19 protein-coding genes are annotated in these 19022 nt (G+C 59.1%); 11 read left to right on the forward strand and 8 right to left on the reverse strand.

Annotated elements, in window-relative coordinates; genetic code table 11:
- Positions 1 to 31: 31 nt before the first annotated feature.
- The 4 genes from RTCIAT899_RS12480 to RTCIAT899_RS12495 all read right to left on the reverse strand — a co-directional run bounded on the left by RTCIAT899_RS12480 (position 32) and on the right by RTCIAT899_RS12495 (position 2386).
- Positions 32 to 373: a tRNA-binding protein gene (locus tag RTCIAT899_RS12480; RefSeq protein ID WP_015340600.1), complete on the reverse strand. Its 342-nt coding sequence runs from the start codon at positions 371 to 373 to the stop codon at positions 32 to 34.
- A gap of 20 nt (positions 374 to 393) precedes the next feature.
- A complete protein-coding gene (gene proC / locus RTCIAT899_RS12485) occupies positions 394 to 1233 on the reverse strand; it encodes a pyrroline-5-carboxylate reductase (RefSeq protein WP_015340601.1) in 840 nt (279 codons plus the stop codon).
- 1 nt (position 1234) lies between these two features.
- The gene (locus tag RTCIAT899_RS12490; protein ID WP_041677603.1) at positions 1235 to 1735 is read right to left on the reverse strand and encodes a type III secretion system chaperone family protein; all 501 of its coding nucleotides are present in this window, start codon (positions 1733 to 1735) and stop codon (positions 1235 to 1237) included.
- Between the two features lie 390 nt (positions 1736 to 2125).
- Positions 2126 to 2386, reverse strand: coding sequence for an accessory factor UbiK family protein (locus RTCIAT899_RS12495; protein WP_015340603.1), 261 nt, complete (start codon positions 2384 to 2386; stop codon positions 2126 to 2128).
- Positions 2387 to 2649: 263 nt separating this feature from the next.
- Between RTCIAT899_RS12495 and lgt the strand changes: the two genes are divergently transcribed.
- The 6 genes from lgt (at position 2650) to RTCIAT899_RS12525 (ending at position 8752) form a co-directional block, all read left to right on the forward strand.
- Positions 2650 to 3537, forward strand: coding sequence for a prolipoprotein diacylglyceryl transferase (gene lgt, locus RTCIAT899_RS12500; RefSeq protein ID WP_041677933.1), 888 nt, complete (start codon positions 2650 to 2652; stop codon positions 3535 to 3537).
- A 76-nt stretch (positions 3538 to 3613) separates the two neighbouring features.
- On the forward strand, positions 3614 to 4711 hold the full coding sequence (locus tag RTCIAT899_RS12505; RefSeq protein ID WP_015340605.1) for a class I SAM-dependent methyltransferase: 1098 nt from the start codon (positions 3614 to 3616) through the stop codon (positions 4709 to 4711).
- 134 nt (positions 4712 to 4845) lie between these two features.
- The gene (gene pgeF, locus RTCIAT899_RS12510) at positions 4846 to 5628 is read left to right on the forward strand and encodes a peptidoglycan editing factor PgeF (protein ID WP_041677934.1); all 783 of its coding nucleotides are present in this window, start codon (positions 4846 to 4848) and stop codon (positions 5626 to 5628) included.
- Between the two features lies 1 nt (position 5629).
- Positions 5630 to 6781 carry a M24 family metallopeptidase gene (locus tag RTCIAT899_RS12515; RefSeq protein WP_015340607.1) on the forward strand — a complete coding sequence of 384 codons (1152 nt, stop codon included), beginning with the start codon at positions 5630 to 5632 and terminating at the stop codon, positions 6779 to 6781.
- A gap of 55 nt (positions 6782 to 6836) precedes the next feature.
- A complete protein-coding gene (locus RTCIAT899_RS12520; RefSeq protein ID WP_041677604.1) occupies positions 6837 to 7715 on the forward strand; it encodes a hypothetical protein in 879 nt (292 codons plus the stop codon).
- Positions 7716 to 7819: 104 nt separating this feature from the next.
- A complete protein-coding gene (locus RTCIAT899_RS12525; protein WP_015340609.1) occupies positions 7820 to 8752 on the forward strand; it encodes a ribose-phosphate pyrophosphokinase in 933 nt (310 codons plus the stop codon).
- A gap of 127 nt (positions 8753 to 8879) precedes the next feature.
- On the opposite strand, the gene RTCIAT899_RS12530 is transcribed toward RTCIAT899_RS12525, so the two are convergent.
- The 3 genes from RTCIAT899_RS12530 to RTCIAT899_RS12540 all read right to left on the reverse strand — a co-directional run bounded on the left by RTCIAT899_RS12530 (position 8880) and on the right by RTCIAT899_RS12540 (position 13154).
- Positions 8880 to 10115, reverse strand: a complete 1236-nt coding sequence (locus RTCIAT899_RS12530; RefSeq protein WP_015340610.1) for an MFS transporter — start codon at positions 10113 to 10115, stop codon at positions 8880 to 8882.
- Between the two features lie 25 nt (positions 10116 to 10140).
- Positions 10141 to 11601, reverse strand: coding sequence for a hypothetical protein (locus RTCIAT899_RS12535; RefSeq protein ID WP_015340611.1), 1461 nt, complete (start codon positions 11599 to 11601; stop codon positions 10141 to 10143).
- 110 nt (positions 11602 to 11711) lie between these two features.
- Positions 11712 to 13154 (reverse strand): hypothetical protein, encoded by a 1443-nt coding sequence (locus RTCIAT899_RS12540; protein WP_015340612.1) that lies wholly within the window; start codon positions 13152 to 13154, stop codon positions 11712 to 11714.
- Between the two features lie 299 nt (positions 13155 to 13453).
- Here RTCIAT899_RS12540 and RTCIAT899_RS12545 point away from each other — a divergent pair, with 299 nt between their 5' ends.
- From RTCIAT899_RS12545 to RTCIAT899_RS12565, 5 genes are all read left to right on the forward strand, one after another.
- Complete coding sequence (locus tag RTCIAT899_RS12545) at positions 13454 to 14071, forward strand: 50S ribosomal protein L25/general stress protein Ctc (RefSeq protein ID WP_015340613.1); 618 nt, start codon at positions 13454 to 13456, stop codon at positions 14069 to 14071.
- A gap of 241 nt (positions 14072 to 14312) precedes the next feature.
- Complete coding sequence (locus RTCIAT899_RS12550; protein WP_015340614.1) at positions 14313 to 16679, forward strand: EAL domain-containing protein; 2367 nt, start codon at positions 14313 to 14315, stop codon at positions 16677 to 16679.
- A gap of 14 nt (positions 16680 to 16693) precedes the next feature.
- The gene (locus tag RTCIAT899_RS12555) at positions 16694 to 17425 is read left to right on the forward strand and encodes a substrate-binding periplasmic protein (protein WP_015340615.1); all 732 of its coding nucleotides are present in this window, start codon (positions 16694 to 16696) and stop codon (positions 17423 to 17425) included.
- A 73-nt stretch (positions 17426 to 17498) separates the two neighbouring features.
- Positions 17499 to 18215 (forward strand): aminoacyl-tRNA hydrolase, encoded by a 717-nt coding sequence (gene pth / locus RTCIAT899_RS12560; protein WP_041677935.1) that lies wholly within the window; start codon positions 17499 to 17501, stop codon positions 18213 to 18215.
- Positions 18216 to 18270: 55 nt separating this feature from the next.
- Positions 18271 to 18690 carry a GNAT family N-acetyltransferase gene (locus RTCIAT899_RS12565; protein ID WP_051043225.1) on the forward strand — a complete coding sequence of 140 codons (420 nt, stop codon included), beginning with the start codon at positions 18271 to 18273 and terminating at the stop codon, positions 18688 to 18690.
- A 15-nt stretch (positions 18691 to 18705) separates the two neighbouring features.
- Here RTCIAT899_RS12565 and clpS read toward each other — a convergent pair whose 3' ends face one another.
- Entirely contained in the window at positions 18706 to 19017 is a 312-nt protein-coding gene (gene clpS / locus RTCIAT899_RS12570) for an ATP-dependent Clp protease adapter ClpS (protein ID WP_041677937.1), read from the reverse strand.
- Positions 19018 to 19022: the final 5 nt, after the last annotated feature.

Raw genomic sequence — 19022 nt, forward strand, 5'->3', positions numbered from 1 at the left:
GCCTTCCCTCTCCTCTTGCAAAGGGAAAGGCTCACATCATCCTTTTGCCATTCGGCACCGGCTGGGTCACCGCGGCCAGAACGATTGCGCCGGCTTCGTCTTCGAAGCCGAGGGTCAGTACTTCGGAGCGCACCGGCCCGATCTGACGCGGCGGGAAATTGACGACCGCCAGCACCTGCCGGCCGACAAGAGTCTCCGGCGTATAATGCACGGTGATCTGCGCGGAGGAGCGCTTGATGCCGATCTCCGGCCCGAAATCGATCCTGAGCTTGTAAGCGGGTTTGCGCGCTTCTGGAAAAGCCTCCGCTTCGATGATCGTGCCGACACGGATATCCACCCGCTCGAAATCGCCGTAAGTGATCTCTTCCGCCATGTCCTGCCTTTATAGAAAACTCAGCCGGCCAATTCCTGTGCCCGTTTGCGCGCCGCCTCGAGGGCCGCATCGAACAGAGGCTGCATGCCATCCTCCGCCATCAGGACGCCCAGCGCCGCAGCTGTGGTGCCGCCGGGAGAGGTCACGTTCTGGCGCAGGCGCGAGGCGTCGTCGGGAGACTGGTGCAACAGTTCACCAGCCCCCGCGACGGTTTCCCGTGCAAGCCGCATGGCGAGGTCCGCCTGCAGGCCAAGCTTTCGGCCCGCCTCCGCCATGCATTCCACGAGATAGAAAACATAGGCCGGGCCACTGCCGGAAACGGCGGTTACCGAGTCGATATCGGTTTCGCCGGGCACCCATTCGACCGGACCGGATACCTTCAACAGGTTTTGAACCAGCTGCCGCTGGCGGTCGCTCACGCGTGCATTGGCAAAAGCGCCCGTCACACCACGTCCGACCATGGCGGGCGTGTTCGGCATGGCGCGCACCATGGCCGCTTTTCCCAGATGCGTTTCAAGCGCAGACAGCGTCTTGCCGGCCGCGATGGAGACGACGACCGTCGTCTCCCCCACAAGCGGCTTGAACGGCGGCAGGACTGCGTCCATCAGTTGCGGCTTGACGGCGATGAAGAGAACTCCCGCCTTCACACCTTTCGGCACTTCGTTGACATGGTTTGCGCCGGCATCCGCAATCATTTTGCGCATCGCTTCGGCAGGGTTTGGATCGACAACGATGACGGATGATCCCGGCACGCCGTTTTTCAGCCACCCCGTCAGCAATGCGCCACCCATATTGCCGGCGCCGATCAGAACGATCGGCCCGGAGGATGCAAATGCATTGGCGGATTGTTCGCCTGTCATGTCACGCTTCGCCTACCGTTTCGAAGAGCACGGCTTCCATGGCGCGGTTCGCGTCAAGGCCGGACCATACAACGAATTGGAAAGCCTGATAATAAGCTTCGCAGGTGTCAAGCGCGTTGGAAAGCAGCACTTCCACCTGACGGTTGGTGGGCTCCGCCCCACCCGACAAGAGAAGCGATTGGCGGAAGATGACGATGTCTTCCTGACGCCACAGATCGAAGTGACCCATCAGCACCTGCCCATTGATGCAGGACAGGAGCTTGATCACCTCGTTGACCCGGGGATCCGGAACCTTGACGTCGAACGCGCAGGCTATGTGCAGCGCCTCGAACTCCTCCATCCAGGAAAACGAGACGTGATAGTCGGTCCATCGTCCCTCGACGGTCATGGCGAGTTCGTCCTCGCCGGACCGTTCGAACGACCAATCATTATTGGCAGCGACGAATTCGATCATGTCGACCGGGTTCGATTGTCGTTCGGCTTCCATTTCCATAAGGCTCATGCAGCACCTTCTTGACCGGATCGGTTGCAGTTTTCCCGTGGCTCGACACTGAAAGAACGCAAACAATTTTACTCCGGAAACATCCTCGGGATGATGTTGAACGGCTGCCAGACTAACGCTTCCACCATGCCCGGGGCTTACCAAGTCCGTTTCGAATCATCATTTAAAATCAGTGTATAGCGGCATGCCCGGCATGCCAGCCCCTGAACGGTGATTTTGGAAACGGCACTGTGGAAAGCTCTTCCGACGTCTATTCAGAAGGGAGTCATAACCGACTCTGGCGATTGGCTTTTTTGCCGATGTCCACAGGTGGAAAAACAAACGCAAATTTTCAGAGGAAAAAGGCACGGCAAACGGGTGCCGTGCCGATCTTCAAACGTAAGACCGGGCTTATTTGCCCTTGGAAGCAAGCTTGGTTTCAAGCGCTTCGATTCTCGCCAGCAGCGCCTCGTTTTCGTCGCGCGCCTTGATCGCCATTTCGCGGACGGCTTCGAATTCCTCGCGCTTGACGATATCCATGCTGTTCAGCCAGCGCTCGGCATGGGCATTGAAGGCGGTCTCGATTTCACGGCGCACGCCTTGGGCAGCACCGGCGGCATCGGTCATCAGCTTGGCGAATTCATCCAAGATTCGGTTCGGTCCAGTGCTCATGGCAATCTCCTTGCAGCCGTCGGCCCTCAACGGTCAGGCATCGATATGGGCCAGATAGTGCTGAGGTAGGATTTCCAAGGGGCCGATGCAAGCAAATTGAGATAGGACTGGACAACCGAAGCCCCATCTCGGCCGGATCAACAATCGACTTGACCGTTTCGACAGCGAACGCCATGTTCCGCGCACATTTAGCTATATAGCATGATCCCCGTTCCGGAATGGCACGGTGCTTTCGGGAACATGCTGAAACGGGCCTGACGATCTTGCTGACATCCGCCAATCTCGCCGCCATCCTGCCGTTCCCGGACATCAACCCCATCGCCGTCTCCCTCGGCCCGATCTCAGTCCATTGGTATGGGCTTGCCTATGTCGCCGGCATCCTGCTCGGCTGGTTCTATGCAAGGCGGCTGGTCGACAATGGCAAGCTCTGGCTGAACGATACCGCACCGATGACGCGCCAGCATCTGGATGACTTCATTCTCTGGGTCGCCTTCGGCATCGTTCTCGGCGGCCGCATCGGCTACATCCTTTTCTACGATCTCGACCCGGTGCTCGCCAATCCGATCCGCGCTATCGAGGTCTGGAATGGCGGCATGTCCTTCCACGGCGGATTAATAGGCACGACTATCGCCATGATCTTGTTCGCAAGGCGCAACCAGATCCCGACCTGGAGCCTGTTCGATATCGTCGCCGCCGTCGCGCCGATCGGCCTATTCTTCGGCCGCATCGCCAATTTCATCAACGGCGAGCTTTGGGGTCGGGCCAGCGACGTTCCGTGGGCGATGGTCTTCTGCAGCCCGCATGTGATCGCCGCCCATAATGGCGTATGCCCTGCAGGCCCAGATCCGCGGCACCCGAGCCAACTTTATGAAGCCGGCATCGAAGGCATCATCCTCTTCCTTATTCTCTTTGTGCTTACGCGCTGGGCGCTGGCATTGAAAAAGCCGGGTACGGCCAGCGGCATTTTTGTCATCGGCTATGCCTTCTCGCGTATTTTTGTCGAATTCTTCCGTCAGCCTGACGAGCAGCTCGGCTATCTGCTCGGCACGAACTGGCTGACGATGGGCATGGTGCTGTCGCTTCCGATGGTCGCCATCGGCCTATGGGCCGTCATCCGCGCTCGGCTGGCGGCGGCAAGGCAGATGGCTTGAGGTGGAGTTCAATACGCGGGATCCTTTCAGGAACGGCTCCCAGCCTTTCAGGATCACGCACTAGCGAAAGCAAAGAATGACGACGGCGCTCGGGGAAAAAATCAAAGCCATCATCCGCACCAACGGACCATTGAGCATTACGGATTATTTTTCGTTGTGTCTCGCCGACCCCGTGCATGGTTACTACAAGACGCGTGAGCCCTTCGGCCAATCCGGCGACTTCGTCACCGCACCCGAGATAAGCCAGTTGTTCGGCGAAATGATCGGCGTCTTCATGGTGCATGCCTGGCAGCGGCATGGAACGCCGGCCGAGGTGCGCCTCGTCGAAATCGGCCCCGGCCGCGGCACGATGATGTCCGACATGCTGCGCGTCATCGGCAAGCTGGCTCCGCCGCTTTACGATGTCATGACGGTGCATCTCGTCGAGACCAGTGAACGCCTGCAGGGCTTCCAGCGGCAAACCCTGGAAGCGTATGGCGCCAAAATTTCCTGGCATACGGATTTCGGCGAGGTGCCTGAGGGTTTCACCCTGCTCGCGGCCAACGAGCTTTTTGACGCCATTCCGATCCGCCAGTTCGTGCGCACTGGCAATGGTTTTCGCGAGCGAATGGTCGGTCTCGACATCAGCGACGAGCTGACCTTCACGACAGGCGTCGCGACTCTCGACCCCTCGCTTCTTCCCGACGGTGGCCTGCCGCCGATCGGCACGATCTTTGAAATTGCGCCCGCCCGTCAAGCTGTCATGACGACAATCTGCGACAGGCTTGCCGCCCATGGCGGCACGGCGCTTGCCATCGACTACGGTCATATGGCGACAAGCTTCGGCGATACGCTGCAGGCCGTCCGCATGCACGAATACGACTCGCCGCTGGAGCACCCCGGCGAAGCTGACCTGACCAGCCATGTCGACTTCCAGCATCTGGCCCAGACGGCGCTCGCCTCCGGCCTGCATATAAACGGCTGCTGCCATCAGGGCGATTTTCTTGTCGGGCTCGGACTGCTGGAGCGCGCAGCCGCCCTCGGCCGCGACCAGGATGCAGCAACACAAGAGAATATCAGCGTCGCCGTAGAGCGGCTTGCCGGCGCCGGCGAAGGCAAGATGGGGGAGCTTTTCAAGGTGCTGGCAGTCTCCAGCCCTGCGATCGATCTCCTGCCCTTTCGTCCCGTCAGCTGAGATCTGACCGCCAATCCTGCGGATTGACAGCGTGCGTCGGGCTGGGCCAACATTCCCCAATGATCGAACTGCTTCGCCGCGGCTGCGTTATCTCAAGCACGACAGGTCAATCAAGATTATCAAGGGACATCTCGTTGCCGACACCACTTGCAAGCACATTGCTGAGCGCCGCCGAGGCTGCGGGCATTCGCCACGGCTATTTCACCCGCGCCGGCGGCGTGTCGGAGGGCCTCTATCGCGGGCTGAACGTTGGGCTCGGTTCGCATGACGATCGCGAGCGCGTGCAGGAAAACCGGCGCCGTGTTGCCGGCTGGTTCGGCTTGCCCGTCGAGCGGCTCGCCACCGTGCATCAGATACATTCGCCCGATGTCGTGACCATCGGTGCGCATTACGACGGCAGCCGGCCGCAGGCCGATGCGATGGTGACGGCAACGCCGGGCATCGCCATCGGCGTGCTTGCCGCCGATTGCGGCCCGATCCTTTTTGCCGATCCCGAAAACCGGGTTATCGGCGCCGCGCATGCCGGCTGGAAGGGCGCGCTGACCGGCGTGCTTGAAAACACCATCGACGCGATGGTGAGGCTCGGCGCAAGGCGTGACGCCATCATTGCCGGCCTCGGCCCATCGATCAGCCAGGCGAGCTATGAGGTCGGCCCCGAATTCGTCGAACGCTTCCTTGCTCACGATCCGGATTATGCCAGATATTTCACCCCTTCGGAGCGCGACGGCCATGCCATGTTCGATCTGCCGTCCCTCACGGTCGATCGCCTGCGCAAGGCGGGCGTCACCACCGAAAGTCTGAACCTCTGCACCTATCCGGACGCGGAGCGTTTCTTCTCCTACCGCCGCACGACGCATGCGAAGGAGCCGGATTACGGACGCCAGATTTCCGCCATCGCTATCGGGGAGGCAAGTTAATATGGCCCTGCATTTCGAACGCAGCGAATTCGATGCTCGTCTGGCACGCCTGCTGGCGAGAATGCAGGAAGAAAAGCTCGATGCCATGCTGCTCTTCGCACAGGAGAGCATGTATTGGCTCACCGGCTACGATACGTTCGGCTTTTGCTTTTTCCAGACACTGGTCGTCAAGGCGGATGGATCTCTGACGCTGATGACGCGCTCGGCCGATCTGCGCCAGGCGCAGCTGACTTCGGTCATCACCGACATCCGCATCTGGGTCGATCGCGTCAACGCCGATCCGACACTCGATCTCAAGGAACTATTGTCGGATCTCGATCTTCTCGGTGCCCGTATCGGCATCGAATATGACACCCATGGCATGACCGGACGCATCGCCCGGCTCCTCGACCAGCAATTGGCGAGCTTCGGCCAGATCGTCGACGCCTCCTATCTCGTCAGCCGACTGCGGCTGACGAAGAGCCCGGCGGAAATCGCCCATGTCGAACGCGCCGCAGCATTGGCCGACGACGCCTTGGACGCTGCCCTGTCTCTGGTTAAGGCCGGCGCGGATGAGTCAGATATTCTCGAAGCCATGCAGGGAGCCGTCTTTGCCGGTGGCGGCGATTATCCCGCCAACGCATTCATCATCGGCTCTGGCGCGGAGGCCCTGCTCTGCCGTTATAAGTCCGGCCGTCGCAAGCTCGATGCGGACGACCAGCTGACGCTCGAGTGGGCCGGCGTCGATGCCCATTATCACGCAGCCATGATGCGCACCGTCGTCATCGGCACTCCCAGCCATCGCCATCGCGAGCTTTACAGCGCCTGCCTTGAAACCCTGCAGGCGATCGAGACAATCCTGATGCCCGGGCACACCTTTGGCGACATCTTCGATATGCACGCGAAAATCATGGATGAGCGCGGCCTTGCCCGCCACCGCCTGAACGCCTGTGGCTACTCTCTCGGCGCCCGTTTCTCGCCTTCTTGGATGGAGCACGAGATGTTCCACATGGGCAATCCGCTTGAGATCCAGGAGAACATGTCGCTCTTCGTGCATATGATCATCATGGATTCCGACAGCGGCACCGCCATGACCCTCGGTCAGACCTATCTGACGACCTCGCAGGCCCCAAAAGCCCTTTCCCGCCACCCTCTCGAATTTCTTAACCGTTAGGGGCGTAAGATAGCGATCCTGGACGGTCAGACCGTCGGGAGAAAGGATCGCGTCAATGGGAGTGGTCAGGATAACGTTGACTGTCGCCGGCTTTTGCCTGGCGCTCTCCGCCTGCAACACCACGGACGCCCTGACGCCGCCCGAAGCCATCGGTGATGTCGGCTCCAGCCCGGTCACCCAACGGGATGTCGAGCGCATGGCTTCGACGCCTGAGCGCCGCCAAACCTATCAAAGCGCGCAGGAGAGCTACGGCTATCAGCAGCAGACCTCGCAGCAGGCCTATCAGCCGCAAAGCTCCGGCGGAAGCGGCACGCTCGACGACCAGGCCTCGGCGCTGAGATCGAACGGCACCAATCCCTATGCGTCTCGCCCGCTCGACGGTTCCCGCACCGCCTCCATCGCTCCATCTAACAATCAGTTTTCGGAAGCCGACGAGCAGCGCGAGGCCGACCGGCGCCTGTCGGACGATCCACAACCGCAGCAACAGCAACAGACTGCCGACGCCCCGCAGCCAGATCAACAGCAGCCGGATCAACAGGCGTCTCTGCCGCCCACAGCCGCAGCCGGCGGCAACAGCGTACGCTTTCTTCCGATCATCGGCGCTCCCGTGGATGCCGTTACGCCGCTGTCGCGCCAGCTTGGTGCCGACGCCCGCTCGCTCGGCCTGACGATCAAGAACTCAAGCGATTCCAGTGCCGCCTATATCCTCAAGGGCTATCTTTCCGCCTTTGAAGATGGCCCGCAGATTTCCGTGACCTACGTCTGGGATGTATTGGACAGCAATGGCAACCGCGTCCATCGCATCCAGGGCTCGGAAAGCGCGCCTCTGAAGCGTGGCGATCCTTGGTCGGCCGTTCCTCCAACGGTTATGCAGAAAATTGCCACCAAAACCATGTCGGATTTCAATTCCTGGCGCGAATCCAACGGTGGATAGCTAAAAGCTTTTCAGAAATATGAAGCTAACGTGCCTCTCCCTCTTGCATTCGAGAGCAAGGCGGTTAAAAGCGCGGCTATCAGGTTGGTAACAGGCGGGCCACAATGAAGGTTTTCGCAGGCAATTCGAACCGGCATCTTGCCGAAGCGATCTGCAATTATCTCAACGTTCCCTTGGGAAGAGCTAGCGTCCGCCGGTTCGCCGACCAGGAGATTTTCGTAGAGATCCAGGAAAACGTACGCGGCGAGGATGTGTTCCTCGTGCAGCCGACGTCGTTTCCGACCAACGATCACCTTATGGAACTGCTGATCATGATCGATGCTATGCGTCGCTCGTCGGCACGGCGCATAACGGCGGTCCTCCCCTACTTCGGTTATGCCCGTCAAGATCGCCGCGCCTCGGGGCGCACGCCGATCTCGGCAAAGCTCGTCGCCAATCTGATCACCGAGGCAGGTGCGGACCGCGTTCTTACGCTCGACCTGCATGCCGGTCAGATTCAGGGCTTCTTCGATATCCCGACAGACAATCTCTACGCACTGCCGATCCTGACGCGCGATATCAAGGCGAACTACGATATCGGCAATGTCATGGTCGTCTCTCCGGACGTTGGCGGCGTCGTACGCGCCCGCGCGCTCGCCAAGCGCCTCGACTGTCTGCTGGCGATCGTGGACAAGCGCCGTGATCGTCCCGGCGAATCCGAGGTCATGAACGTCATTGGTGACGTCTCCGGCAAGGATTGCCTCCTGATCGACGATATCGTCGATTCCGGCGGTACGCTCTGCAACGCTGCCGATGCCCTGCTCGCACGAGGCGCGGCCAGCGTCACCGCTTATATCACCCACGGCGTTCTCTCCGGTGGCGCCGTGACCCGCGTCGCAAACTCGCAGCTGAAGGAACTCGTAATTACCGATTCCATCCAGCCGACGACCGCCGTGCTATCGGCCCCGAATATTCGCGTCATCACGACGGCTGGCCTCATTGGCGAAGCGATCAACCGCACCAGCCAGGAAGAATCGGTTTCGAGCCTCTTCGACTAGAGCCGGATGATTTTAGGTCGAGTCGACCTGAAATCTGAATCCGCTCTAGAATCAAAGAAGTAGAGCGTGATGTCGTCCGAAAACCGCTTACACTTTTCGGCATAACGCTGTAAGGCGCAGCGCCGCCTCAACTGGCCTTCGCACGCAGGGGATGCGCCTGCTTCCATGCGAGCAGGCCAATGCCCAACAGCCCCGAAATGAAGACGGCCGCCCCTGATCCCATGATCGAAGGGCCGATGCCGAACCATGCGAACAGCGTTGGCGACATCAGATAGGCCAGAAGCAGGCCGGTGAAGATCGCGCACATCAATAGGCGATAGACCTGCGCCAGACGATGCGGCTCAGCGCGCGTCTGCATCAGATGCAGCATGGCGAGGTTCTCGAACGGGCCGTTGATCGCCGCAAAGCAGGCAACGATCATCAGCCCGATCCGATCGTGCATCAGCGGCAGCAGGAAAACGCCAGATCCGAAAATGAGCTTCGATGCGATGATCCAGACCACCGGCCGGCGCGGCTTGACGCTGCCGAGAACCAGGTTGGTCGTCAGGTTGCCGACGCCGTAAGCCGTCATCATCAGGCTGTAGTCGGTCAGCGGGTTGGCACTGGTTTCGCGCAAGTGCAGGATCATGCCGAGCAGGATGCCCATCGCCCAGGCGACGTTCCCCATCAGGTTGGTGAAGAGGCCATAGAGAATTGCCGCATGGCCGCGCGCCGCGCGCCACCCGCCAAGAACGCCGTCCACAACAGCCGCCATCCCAGAGAAATCCCGACGCCGCGACGCCGTCGGGAGTTTCGCCACCGCCAGCCACACGGCAAGCGCCGACAATATGAAAGTAGCAGCCGTGACCGTGAAGAACTGAGATTTCGGCAGAAACCCGTTCACGAGCGCGATCAGGCTCGGGCCGAGGATGCGCGCCATGCGACGGGTTGCATCGAACAAGCCGTTGGTCGCGTGCCGGACTTCGGCATCGACCGCAATCGTCGGCAGGGTCGCCTGCAGCGAAGGGTCGAACGTCGACGTCAGCAATGCAATGCTTCCGGCAAGCACGACCAGCAGCGGCAGGCTCATCAGATGCAGCATTCCTGCCAGTGATAATGTCAGCAACAGAGCTGCGCGCATCAAATCGGCCGTGATCATCGTCGTGCTATGCCGCCAGCGATCCGTGACGATACCGCCGAACAGGCTGCCGAATAGCAGCGCACCGGACTGCAATGCGGAAACATATCCCGCATTGCTGCCGATAAAATCAGCCGCAATCCAGACGACGGCGACCATGTAAAATTCGGAGCCTGTAGCAGCCAGCACCTGGCCGGCCCATAGGAGAGAGATCGAGCGCTGACTCAGCGGCTTCAGGACAAACATGATCGCATTCTGATTTCAAATTGGCTTACTTCAGGACCTGACCGTTGACCGACACGTGACCATCGTCTGAAAGATCGATATCCCAGCGCGAGCGCCCATCTGCATCCGTCTTGGCAAAGCCCTTGGCCATCATCAGGCCGAAGGAGAGCTGAGACAGATCCTCCTTGGTCTTTGCTGCCTCCTGAATGGCGGCGATCGTCTTGTCGAGATCGCGAGCAAGAACCGTCATCTTCATGGCGACGCGGTCCTTCTCGTTCAGCCAGCCGCGCAGGCTGCCGGATGCCTCGACATCATAGAGACCCGATACGGCGCTGATCTTCGGGAAGTTGACGGTCATCGTCCCGTCCGGGAACATGGCCTTCTGCAGCTTCTCGTCCATGGCTGTGTCGCTGTCAGGATTCTTCAAATCGGCCTGCTGAAAAACATCCACCAGAGCTGAGAAATTCAGGTTCGGCACTTGCACCTGGATATCGGCCGTATCGGGGATGAAGGCGACATAGTCTTCGGGGATCAGGCCCGTTTCCAGTGCAAGCTTCTCGGCATTCAGCCCGAAGTCCGCATTCATGGCATTGGCTGGCCCGGCTACCTTGAAGAAATAGCCCATCTTCTGCAGGCCGCCATTGCCGAATGGCGTCGTGACCGCGATATCCTTGATGGCGACGGACTCCTCGAAGGAACCGACGATCGGCATGGCATCCATCAGCAAGGCCTTGATCGCCTTGCTGTCGGCATCCGAAAGCGTCTTCTCATCCTTGTGCTCGGAGACGAACTGCAGCAGGGAGTTCAGTGCCTTCAAGGGCAGCTTCGTCGCCCCCATGCTGAAATCGATCGCTGCGATCTTGATTTCTCCAAGCGTTGCGTCGTCAGCCGAGATCTTGTTGTAGAGCGATTGCAGGCCACCGTTCATTTTGAGATCGAGCCTGCCCGGCTCACCGCTGTCTGTCGACGACAGTGTATAGGAGATGCTGTCGGCGGTAGCGTCATTCTTCTGGACGCTCTTATCTTCGGCGGTGGTCTTCGCCGTGAAGGTAATGCCTTGCCCCTTCATATCCATCGAACGCAGATATTGGAGCGCGGGATCGAAGACGCCCTTGACGGTGGATGAGGCCAATGCATAGCGAAACTCGCTGTCGGGACCCTTGCCAGGCTCGGAACGCGCCGTCACGTCCATGGCATTGTTGCCTTCGATATTCCAAAGGCCGCTGTCCAGCGGCGTCGCCAGCATCATCAAAGGCTTTAGGCCGCTGATGCTGAAACCGCTCACATTCAGCTTGTCGAGCAGCTTCTGCAGATCATAAGTGATCTCATAGTTCGCACCGGCCGGCTTGACCGCGATCGCACCGCTCTTGGCGATATCATCGGGCAGGAAATAGGTCAGATTGCCGTAAAGGTCCTTGGCACCTTGCTCGCTGACATCAGCCGCCTGCACAACGCCGGCCACGCCGACAGCGAGAACAGCCGCCGTGGCAACCGCTTTGAAACGCATAACTCACCCCCAAATATGATGGAAAAGAAACGTGGAAACCTGGAAGGCTCCGACCGGCCTCTTACATGGAACTTTATCATCGCCCTGATACATGGGCTTACCCTCAAACTTCAAGGCTTCTTCATCACCTGTCCGTTGACCGTCACCGTCCGGTCTTCATCCATGGTGACGTCCCAGCGCAGGCGGCCATCCGGGTCGGTCTTCGCAAAACCCTTAGCGGCTATCAGGCTGAAGGAAACACTGTTCAAGCGAGGCTGGGTCTTGGCAGCCTCTTGCATGGCAGCCACCGTCTTGTCGAGGTCGCGCGCCAGGATCGTCGCCTGAAGCGAAAAGCCGGAATGCGGCTTGGTCGAGCCCTTCAGCTCACCGGAAACCTCGACGTCGTAGACGTCGGATCTTGCACTGATCTTCGGAAATTCCAGCGTTCCGTAGCCGCTCGGGAACATCGTGCGTTTCAGAGCCTCACCGGAAACCGGCGTCTCCCGCGCGACAATTGAATCGAGGCCAGCATCGATGAGGCCGGAGAAATTGATATTGGGCACGCCGAGCTGAACATCCACCATCGCGGGCAGGAAGGGCATAAAAGCAGCCGGCACAAGACCCGCATCGGGCGTAAACTGCTCGGCCCTAAGCTCCAGATTGACATTGGACGCCTTGGTAAGACCGTCCATCTTGAAACTGTAGTCGATACGCTTGACGCCGACCTTGCCCCTCTCCGTCGCCACCAACGCACTGTTCACAGTCACGGTCTTGCCGAGCGAACCGAAAACCGGCAGAGCCTGATGGACCAGCTGCTCGAACTTTTCGCTGCCACTTTGCGAAAGTTGCTTGGCCTTGACGTGTTGAACGAAGAAACGGATGAGCGCGCGCAGATCCTTCACCGGCAGACTGGTGGCAGTAAGGTTGGTATCGACGCTGTCGGCGCTGAAAGTGATCGGCGCCGCATCCGGCCGCAGCGTAACCTGCTCATGCAAGCGCTGCAGCGTACCTTGCAATTGCAGATCGACCTTACCCGCTTCGCTGCTGTCGGTGACCGTGTGAGCGAATGAGGCGCTGTCGATGCTCGCATCGATCTTGCGCCCGCTTTTCTGGCCACCGCCGGCGCTCGAAAATTTCACGCCGCTGCTCTTGATGCCCATCGACCGCATCATTTCGATGGCAGGATCGAAAACACCGTCAAAAGAGCTGGAAGCGATGGAATAGGCAATGTCCGAGGTCGGCGAATGCAAGGCGACATCGAGACTGTTGTCGCCCGTCACATGCCACCTTCCCTGCTCGACAGGCTGTGCGAAAAGGGAGAGCGGCTTGAAACCCGTCACCGAAAACGCGCTCGAATTGATCTTGTCGAAGAATTTCGCAAGATCATAGGTGATCTCATATTGATCGCCGGCCGTCTTTACGGTCACGAAATCGCTGCGGGCAAGGTCCTGCGAAAGCGAATGCGTCAGAATATTGCGGAGTTCCTTGGCGCCTTGCTCGTTCACGTCGGCCGCGTGTGAGACACCAGCAAGACCCATGGAAAAAACCGCGGCGGCGATGACCCTGGAACGCATGCCCGATCTCTCCTTTTGATCCGGAACGATTGCATTCGACTGTTGATGGGGCTGAGGATATATGTCAAGCCGTTGATAGAGGCCTCGTCGCAGGCTTGTCGTCGGCAGTTGCAATGTCATCACAAGCCCCCGATTTCGGGGGTGCTTGCACCTTTGGCCGCTTTGTATTATACGCCACGCGTCCGCGTAGACACCCTTGGAGGCAACGCGGATGAGGCAGGGCATGCCCTCCTCCAGTTCAATCGATGCGGCGTAGGCCGACCGACTGAACTCTCCAAATAACCTCGAAAGGAATAGCTATGAGCCACGAAAGCTACGAGCTCAAGGCCGAGGCGCGCGAACGGGTTGGTAAGGGGTCCGCCCGTGAACTTCGCCGCAATGGTCTGATCCCCGCTGTCATCTATGGTGACAAGCAGGCCCCCGTTTCCATCGCCCTCAACACCAATGAGGTGACGAAGCGCATCCACGCCGGTGGTTTCCTCACGACGATCGCCACGATCGACGTCGACGGCAAGAAGATCAAGGTTCTGCCGAAGGACTACCAGCTCGATCCGGTCCGCGACTTCACGCTTCACGTCGATTTCCTGCGCGTTTCCGGCAACACGGCGGTTACCGTCGAAATCCCGGTTCACTTCGAAAACCACGAGAAGTCGCCTGGCCTCAAGGCTGGCGGCGTGCTGAACATCGTTCGCCACGAAGTCGAAGTTCATTGCCCGGCCGATGCGATCCCGGAATTCTTCACCGTTGACCTCACGGGCCTGAAGAGCGGCGACAGCATCCACATCTCCGCCATCAAGCTGCCGAAGAACGTGACCCCGGTCATCACCGACCGCGACTTCACGATCGCAACGATCGTTGCCCCGGCTGCCGGCCTTGCTGAAGACGAAGCTGAAGGCGGCGAAGAAGCCAGCGCCTGATTGGCATCTTCAAGCCCGCACATTGAGACCCGCCGCCCTCTGGGACGGCGGGTTTTTTATGCCTAGAAATAAATATTAGAGAAAGTAAAAATAAGAACGACTTGGAATCTATACTATTGGCTGATTTCCATTAACCCCACAGTTTCAGCAACATTTAACGGATTCATGAAAACCTACGCGAAAGAGTTGTAGAATGCGGCCCCAAGATCTGCAGGTCTATGGCTGGGGAGCTAACGGAATTATGAGCCATTCGGTCGAAAACAGGTTTTTCGCGATCGTCTGCGGTGCGCTACTGATTTTCGTGGCGCCACTCTTCGTCCTATTCCTTTTTCTGTCGTCCGAACGCGCGGAAAAGGAAATCAAGGATCACATAACCGTTCTCCTCGTCGCCAATGCCCAAGCCCTTGCAAAACCGCTATGGGATCTGGACGAAGACAGCGTGACCCAGATCAGTGCGACGACCGTTGCGGAAGGCGCGATAGTCCGTGTCAATGTCCGCGATCTTTCCGGCCAGCTCGACGTCACGCAATCGACCATTCCGAAATCATACAAGGGCAATCTGGAGTCCATTGACCGGCCGATCATCTATAACGGCATCGATGGTGCGAAACGGCTCGGGACCATCACGGTCTATTATCCTAAGCTCGGCCTCTTCGACGGCCTGAAGAGCGAGGAGATCGTATTCATCTCCATCTTCATCTTCGCCGTCCTGACTGTGTTCGGCGCGGCGCTGATCGGCAATCGCATCTTCGTCATCCAGCCGCTGATGCGGTTGACGCATGCCATAGAGGCTACGCGAAGGCTCGGCTCGCGCCATCATGTCGACTGGCAGTCGAATGATGAAATGGGCCGGCTCGCAAGCAGTTTCAACGACATGCAGAGCAAGCTGCAGCGAGAGGAAAACGAACTTAAGCTTGCCCACCGCCGGGCAACCGACACCTATAATCTAACGCCCGCCATGCTCTTTTCGCTCGACAAGGACGATTGCATCGCGGCCGTCAGCGACTATTGGCTTGCCACCACGGGCTATGATCGTGCCGAAGTGATCGGACGCGAGTTTGCGAGCCTGGTCTCGCCGGATTCGCGCACGCAATATATCGAGCGCAAACGCGGCAACACCCGCAGCGCCGCCCGCATCGACGTCACCGTGAAATTCCTCTGTCGGGACGGGAGGATCATGGATGTCCTGATCCTTGAGACAACTGCGATCCAGGATGGCCTGTCGCTCTCCGTCATGACCGACGTCACCGAACTCAAGCAATCCGAAGACCGCAATCTGCGGCAGGCGATTACCGACCATCTGACCGGCCTTCTCAACCGCCAGGGCTTCGAGAGCGCGCTGGATGCCAAGATCAACGAAGCCGACCTGCGCAAGCGCGAACTCGCCTGCCTCTTCGTCGATCTCGACCGTTTCAAATGGATCAACGACAATATGGGCCATGCTGCCGGCGACGCTGCACTGCGCGAATTGGTATCGCGCCTGCAGAAATGCATGACGCCGGGCGATATCGCCGCCCGCCTCGGCGGCGATGAATTTGCCATGCTGCTTCTGGCCGAGAATGCCGAAGCAAGAGCAATCGAAATGACCGCCCTCATCGCCGAGGTCTTCGAGGCGCCCTTCGTCGGCGATGCGCGCCTCAGCGCCAGCATCGGGATCGCGATCTACCCGCGTCAAGCCGCCAATGCGGCCGAACTGCTGCTGAAATCCGATATCGCCATGTATGCCAAGAAGCGCGACGGCAAGAATGGCGCACAGATTTTCGACAACGGCATGCTGGATGATTCCCGCCGCCGCGCCGAACTCGAGAGCCATATCGAAACCGGCCTCAATGAAGACTGGTTCGAGGCCTATCTGCAGCCCGTGGTCAATATAGACGACCGCTCGATCGCCGGCTTCGAGGCGCTGATGCGCCTGCATCACCCGCAGAAAGGCATCCTGCCCCCTGGCCGCATCATCGAGGTCGCAGAAGAAACCGGCTCGATCATTCGCATCGGCAACCGCATCATGGAGAAGGCTATCGCCGATTTTGCCCGCCTTTCGCGGATCGAGGGCATGCAGGATACCTATCTCGCCATCAACTTCTCGCCGCTGCAATTCGAATCCGAATTGCCGCTGCGCATTGCGGCTCTCCTGTCACGCTACGAAATCGCACCTCGGCGCATCGTCGTGGAAATCACCGAGGCCGTGCTCATGGACGACAATCCCGAGACGCGCATGGTCATCAACGAGATCTGCCGCTATGGCTGCCGCATCGCGCTCGACGACTTCGGCACGGGTTATTCCTCGCTGAGCTATATCAACCGCTTCCCGGTCGATATCATCAAGATCGACCAATCCTTCATCCGCGCGATCAACGATACCGCCTCCGACGTCAGCGCCAAGAGCCGCATGCTGGTCGAAAGCATTACCACCCTGTCGCACAAGATGAACTGTACAGTGATTGCCGAAGGCGTGGAAACGGAAGAGGAATGCGCAACCCTTCGTACGATGGGTATCGACTACGGCCAAGGCTATCTTTTCTATCGCCCGCTGCATCCCGACAACCTCATGAAGACGTTGGCGAGCCTGCAGGAAGACCGCCCTTCCCCCGTGGCGCAGGCGTCATAGCAATGGAGAACCGGATGCGAGGGCTGCTGTTCATAATCGCCACCAGCCTGCTTTCGTTTTCATGTCTCTTTCCGGCCCACGCCGAAAGCGTTCATTTCACCACCGAGGAATATCCACCCTTCAACTATCGTGAAGGCAAGACGCCCGTCGGCGCAGCCACCGAGCAGATACAAAAGCTTATGGCCGATATCGGAGTCGACTATACGATCGACATCCTGCCCTGGGCGAGAGCCTACAATCAGGCTCTGGCGGAGCCGATGACCTGCGTATTCGTCACTGCGCACAACGAGGAGCGCGACAAGCTCTTTAAATGGATACAGCCGCTGCTGATCGATCGTAACGTTCTAATCAAGCATAGCGGCTCCAACGTCGCCGCAACGACCATTGCCGAAGCCAAGAAATATATCGTCGGCACATGGCGCGAAGACTATACGGAAGCGATCCTGCGCCGGAATGATTTCCCGCGCATCGACATCGGCAGCGATTTCAAAGCTACCCTGAAGAAGCTGATGAGCGATCGTATCGACTTGATGCCGATCTCGGAATTCTATTTCGACAAGCTGCGGAAGGAAGGCAATGCCGTCGAGAAAGTAACGATCCTTTCCCAGCAGCCCATGGGCATTGCATGCCAGAAGGATTTTCCTGCCGAACTCCAAGGCAGAATGCAGACGGCGCTCGACATGCTGATCGCAAACGGCACGCAGCGCCAGATTTTCCTGAAGTACGGCCTGCACCTTGACGACTGACCGCATGCCGCCTTGACTTTGCCGTCAAATCGCTGTGGTGAAGGGCATCGGTATTTTCCAAGGGATGAAGCGCATGCTTCTCATCGCGGGCCTCGGCAATCCGGGCGCCAAGTATCAAGGCAACCGCCACAATATCGGCTTCATGGCCGTAGATGCGATCTATCGTCGCCACAGCTTTTCGCCCTGGTCGAAGAAATTCAAGGCGGAGATAGCCGAAGGCGAGCTCGGCGGCCAGAAGGTGCTGCTCATCAAGCCGCAAACCTTCATGAACCTCTCCGGCGAAGCCGTCGGCGAAGCCATGCGCTTCTACAAGCTGCAGCCGTCCGATCTCGTCGTCATCTACGATGAACTCGACCTGCCTGCCGGCAAGGCGCGGCTGAAGACCGGCGGCGGCCATGGCGGTCACAACGGCATCAAGTCGATCGATGCCCATTGCGGCAAGGACTATCGCCGTCTGCGGCTGGGCATCGGTCATCCCGGTGCCAAGGAATTGGTGCACAATCACGTTCTCGGCGATTTCGCCAAAGTGGACAGGGACTGGCTGGACCCGTTGTTCGATGCGCTCGCCGACAATGCCGACATGCTGGTGCGCGGCGAGGATTCGCAGCTGATGAACAAGATCGCGCTTGCCCTCGGCGGCAAGCCGGAAGAAGACGCACCGAAGCCGGAGAAGAGAGCGCCCGCCAAGTCCCACATTCATCAGGCGCGCAATCAGATCAAGCCAAAGGTTCCGGAAACCGGGCCTATGGCGGAAATGCTGAAGAGGATGTTCGGCAAGAAGGACGATTGAGGTGCCGCAAATAGCAGTCGCAGACGCCGCAAATCTTCCCATCCGTTCGGTCGTAATGGCGGACCTGCCGACGCTCCTTGCACTTTACCGGCACCTGAACACGGAAGATCCGATACTGGAGCCAGGGCTGGCGGAGAGCCGCCTTGCCGAAATCCTTGCCCATCCCGGCATGACGATCTTCGCCGCCTTTAACGGCGAAAAAGCCGTCTCTTCCGTGACGCAGATCGTCGTCCCGAATCTCACGCGGGGCGGCGCGCCCTATGCTTTGATCGAGAATGTGGTGACCCACGCCGACTACCGTCGGCGCGGCCTTGCCGGCACGGTCATCCGCACGGCGTTCGCAAGCGCCTGGGAGAGGAACTGCTACAAGGTCATGCTGCTGACGGGCTCGAAAAATCCGGCAACGCTGCGTTTCTATGCCAATTGCGGCTTCAAGCAGGACAAGACCGGCTTCCATATCCGCCGGCCTGCCTAGCAAATATTACCGTGCCTATTCCTCAGGCTCGGTCGTGAACATCAGCGGGAAACCGGCGCTTTTGGCCAGATCGACCGCCTCCTGCGCCTTCGTCTCGGCAATATCGCGCGCGCAGACCATGACCACGCAGGTCCCGAGCTTATGTGCGGTCATCATCACCCGGTAGCCGGCCTCCTCACTCATGCGGAAGACGGCCTTCAGAACCATGATAACGAATTCCCGCGGCGTATAATCGTCGTTCACGAGAATGATCTTGTAGAGCTTCGGCCTTTCGACCTTCGGCTTCGTTTTAGGCTTTGGCTTCAGGACAACATCATTGTCACTCATCGGCA

Source organism: Rhizobium tropici CIAT 899 (genome assembly GCF_000330885.1).
Lineage (GTDB): Bacteria > Pseudomonadota > Alphaproteobacteria > Rhizobiales > Rhizobiaceae > Rhizobium > Rhizobium tropici.

Bases quoted from the DNA above. Each gene is read 5' to 3' on its own strand.
- RTCIAT899_RS12480 (WP_015340600.1), bottom strand. From the start codon at position 373: ATGGCGGAAGAGATCACTTACGGCGATTTCGAGCGGGTGGATATCCGT.
- proC (WP_015340601.1), bottom strand. From the start codon at position 1,233: ATGACAGGCGAACAATCCGCCAATGCATTTGCATCCTCCGGGCCGATC.
- RTCIAT899_RS12490 (WP_041677603.1), bottom strand. From the start codon at position 1,735: ATGAGCCTTATGGAAATGGAAGCCGAACGACAATCGAACCCGGTCGAC.
- RTCIAT899_RS12495 (WP_015340603.1), bottom strand. From the start codon at position 2,386: ATGAGCACTGGACCGAACCGAATCTTGGATGAATTCGCCAAGCTGATG.
- RTCIAT899_RS12505 (WP_015340605.1), top strand. From the start codon at position 3,614: ATGACGACGGCGCTCGGGGAAAAAATCAAAGCCATCATCCGCACCAAC.
- RTCIAT899_RS12515 (WP_015340607.1), top strand. From the start codon at position 5,630: ATGGCCCTGCATTTCGAACGCAGCGAATTCGATGCTCGTCTGGCACGC.
- RTCIAT899_RS12520 (WP_041677604.1), top strand. From the start codon at position 6,837: ATGGGAGTGGTCAGGATAACGTTGACTGTCGCCGGCTTTTGCCTGGCG.
- RTCIAT899_RS12525 (WP_015340609.1), top strand. From the start codon at position 7,820: ATGAAGGTTTTCGCAGGCAATTCGAACCGGCATCTTGCCGAAGCGATC.
- RTCIAT899_RS12530 (WP_015340610.1), bottom strand. From the start codon at position 10,115: ATGTTTGTCCTGAAGCCGCTGAGTCAGCGCTCGATCTCTCTCCTATGG.
- RTCIAT899_RS12535 (WP_015340611.1), bottom strand. From the start codon at position 11,601: ATGCGTTTCAAAGCGGTTGCCACGGCGGCTGTTCTCGCTGTCGGCGTG.
- RTCIAT899_RS12540 (WP_015340612.1), bottom strand. From the start codon at position 13,154: ATGCGTTCCAGGGTCATCGCCGCCGCGGTTTTTTCCATGGGTCTTGCT.
- RTCIAT899_RS12545 (WP_015340613.1), top strand. From the start codon at position 13,454: ATGAGCCACGAAAGCTACGAGCTCAAGGCCGAGGCGCGCGAACGGGTT.
- RTCIAT899_RS12550 (WP_015340614.1), top strand. From the start codon at position 14,313: ATGAGCCATTCGGTCGAAAACAGGTTTTTCGCGATCGTCTGCGGTGCG.
- RTCIAT899_RS12555 (WP_015340615.1), top strand. From the start codon at position 16,694: ATGCGAGGGCTGCTGTTCATAATCGCCACCAGCCTGCTTTCGTTTTCA.
- pth (WP_041677935.1), top strand. From the start codon at position 17,499: ATGCTTCTCATCGCGGGCCTCGGCAATCCGGGCGCCAAGTATCAAGGC.
- RTCIAT899_RS12565 (WP_051043225.1), top strand. From the start codon at position 18,271: ATGGCGGACCTGCCGACGCTCCTTGCACTTTACCGGCACCTGAACACG.
- clpS (WP_041677937.1), bottom strand. From the start codon at position 19,017: ATGAGTGACAATGATGTTGTCCTGAAGCCAAAGCCTAAAACGAAGCCG.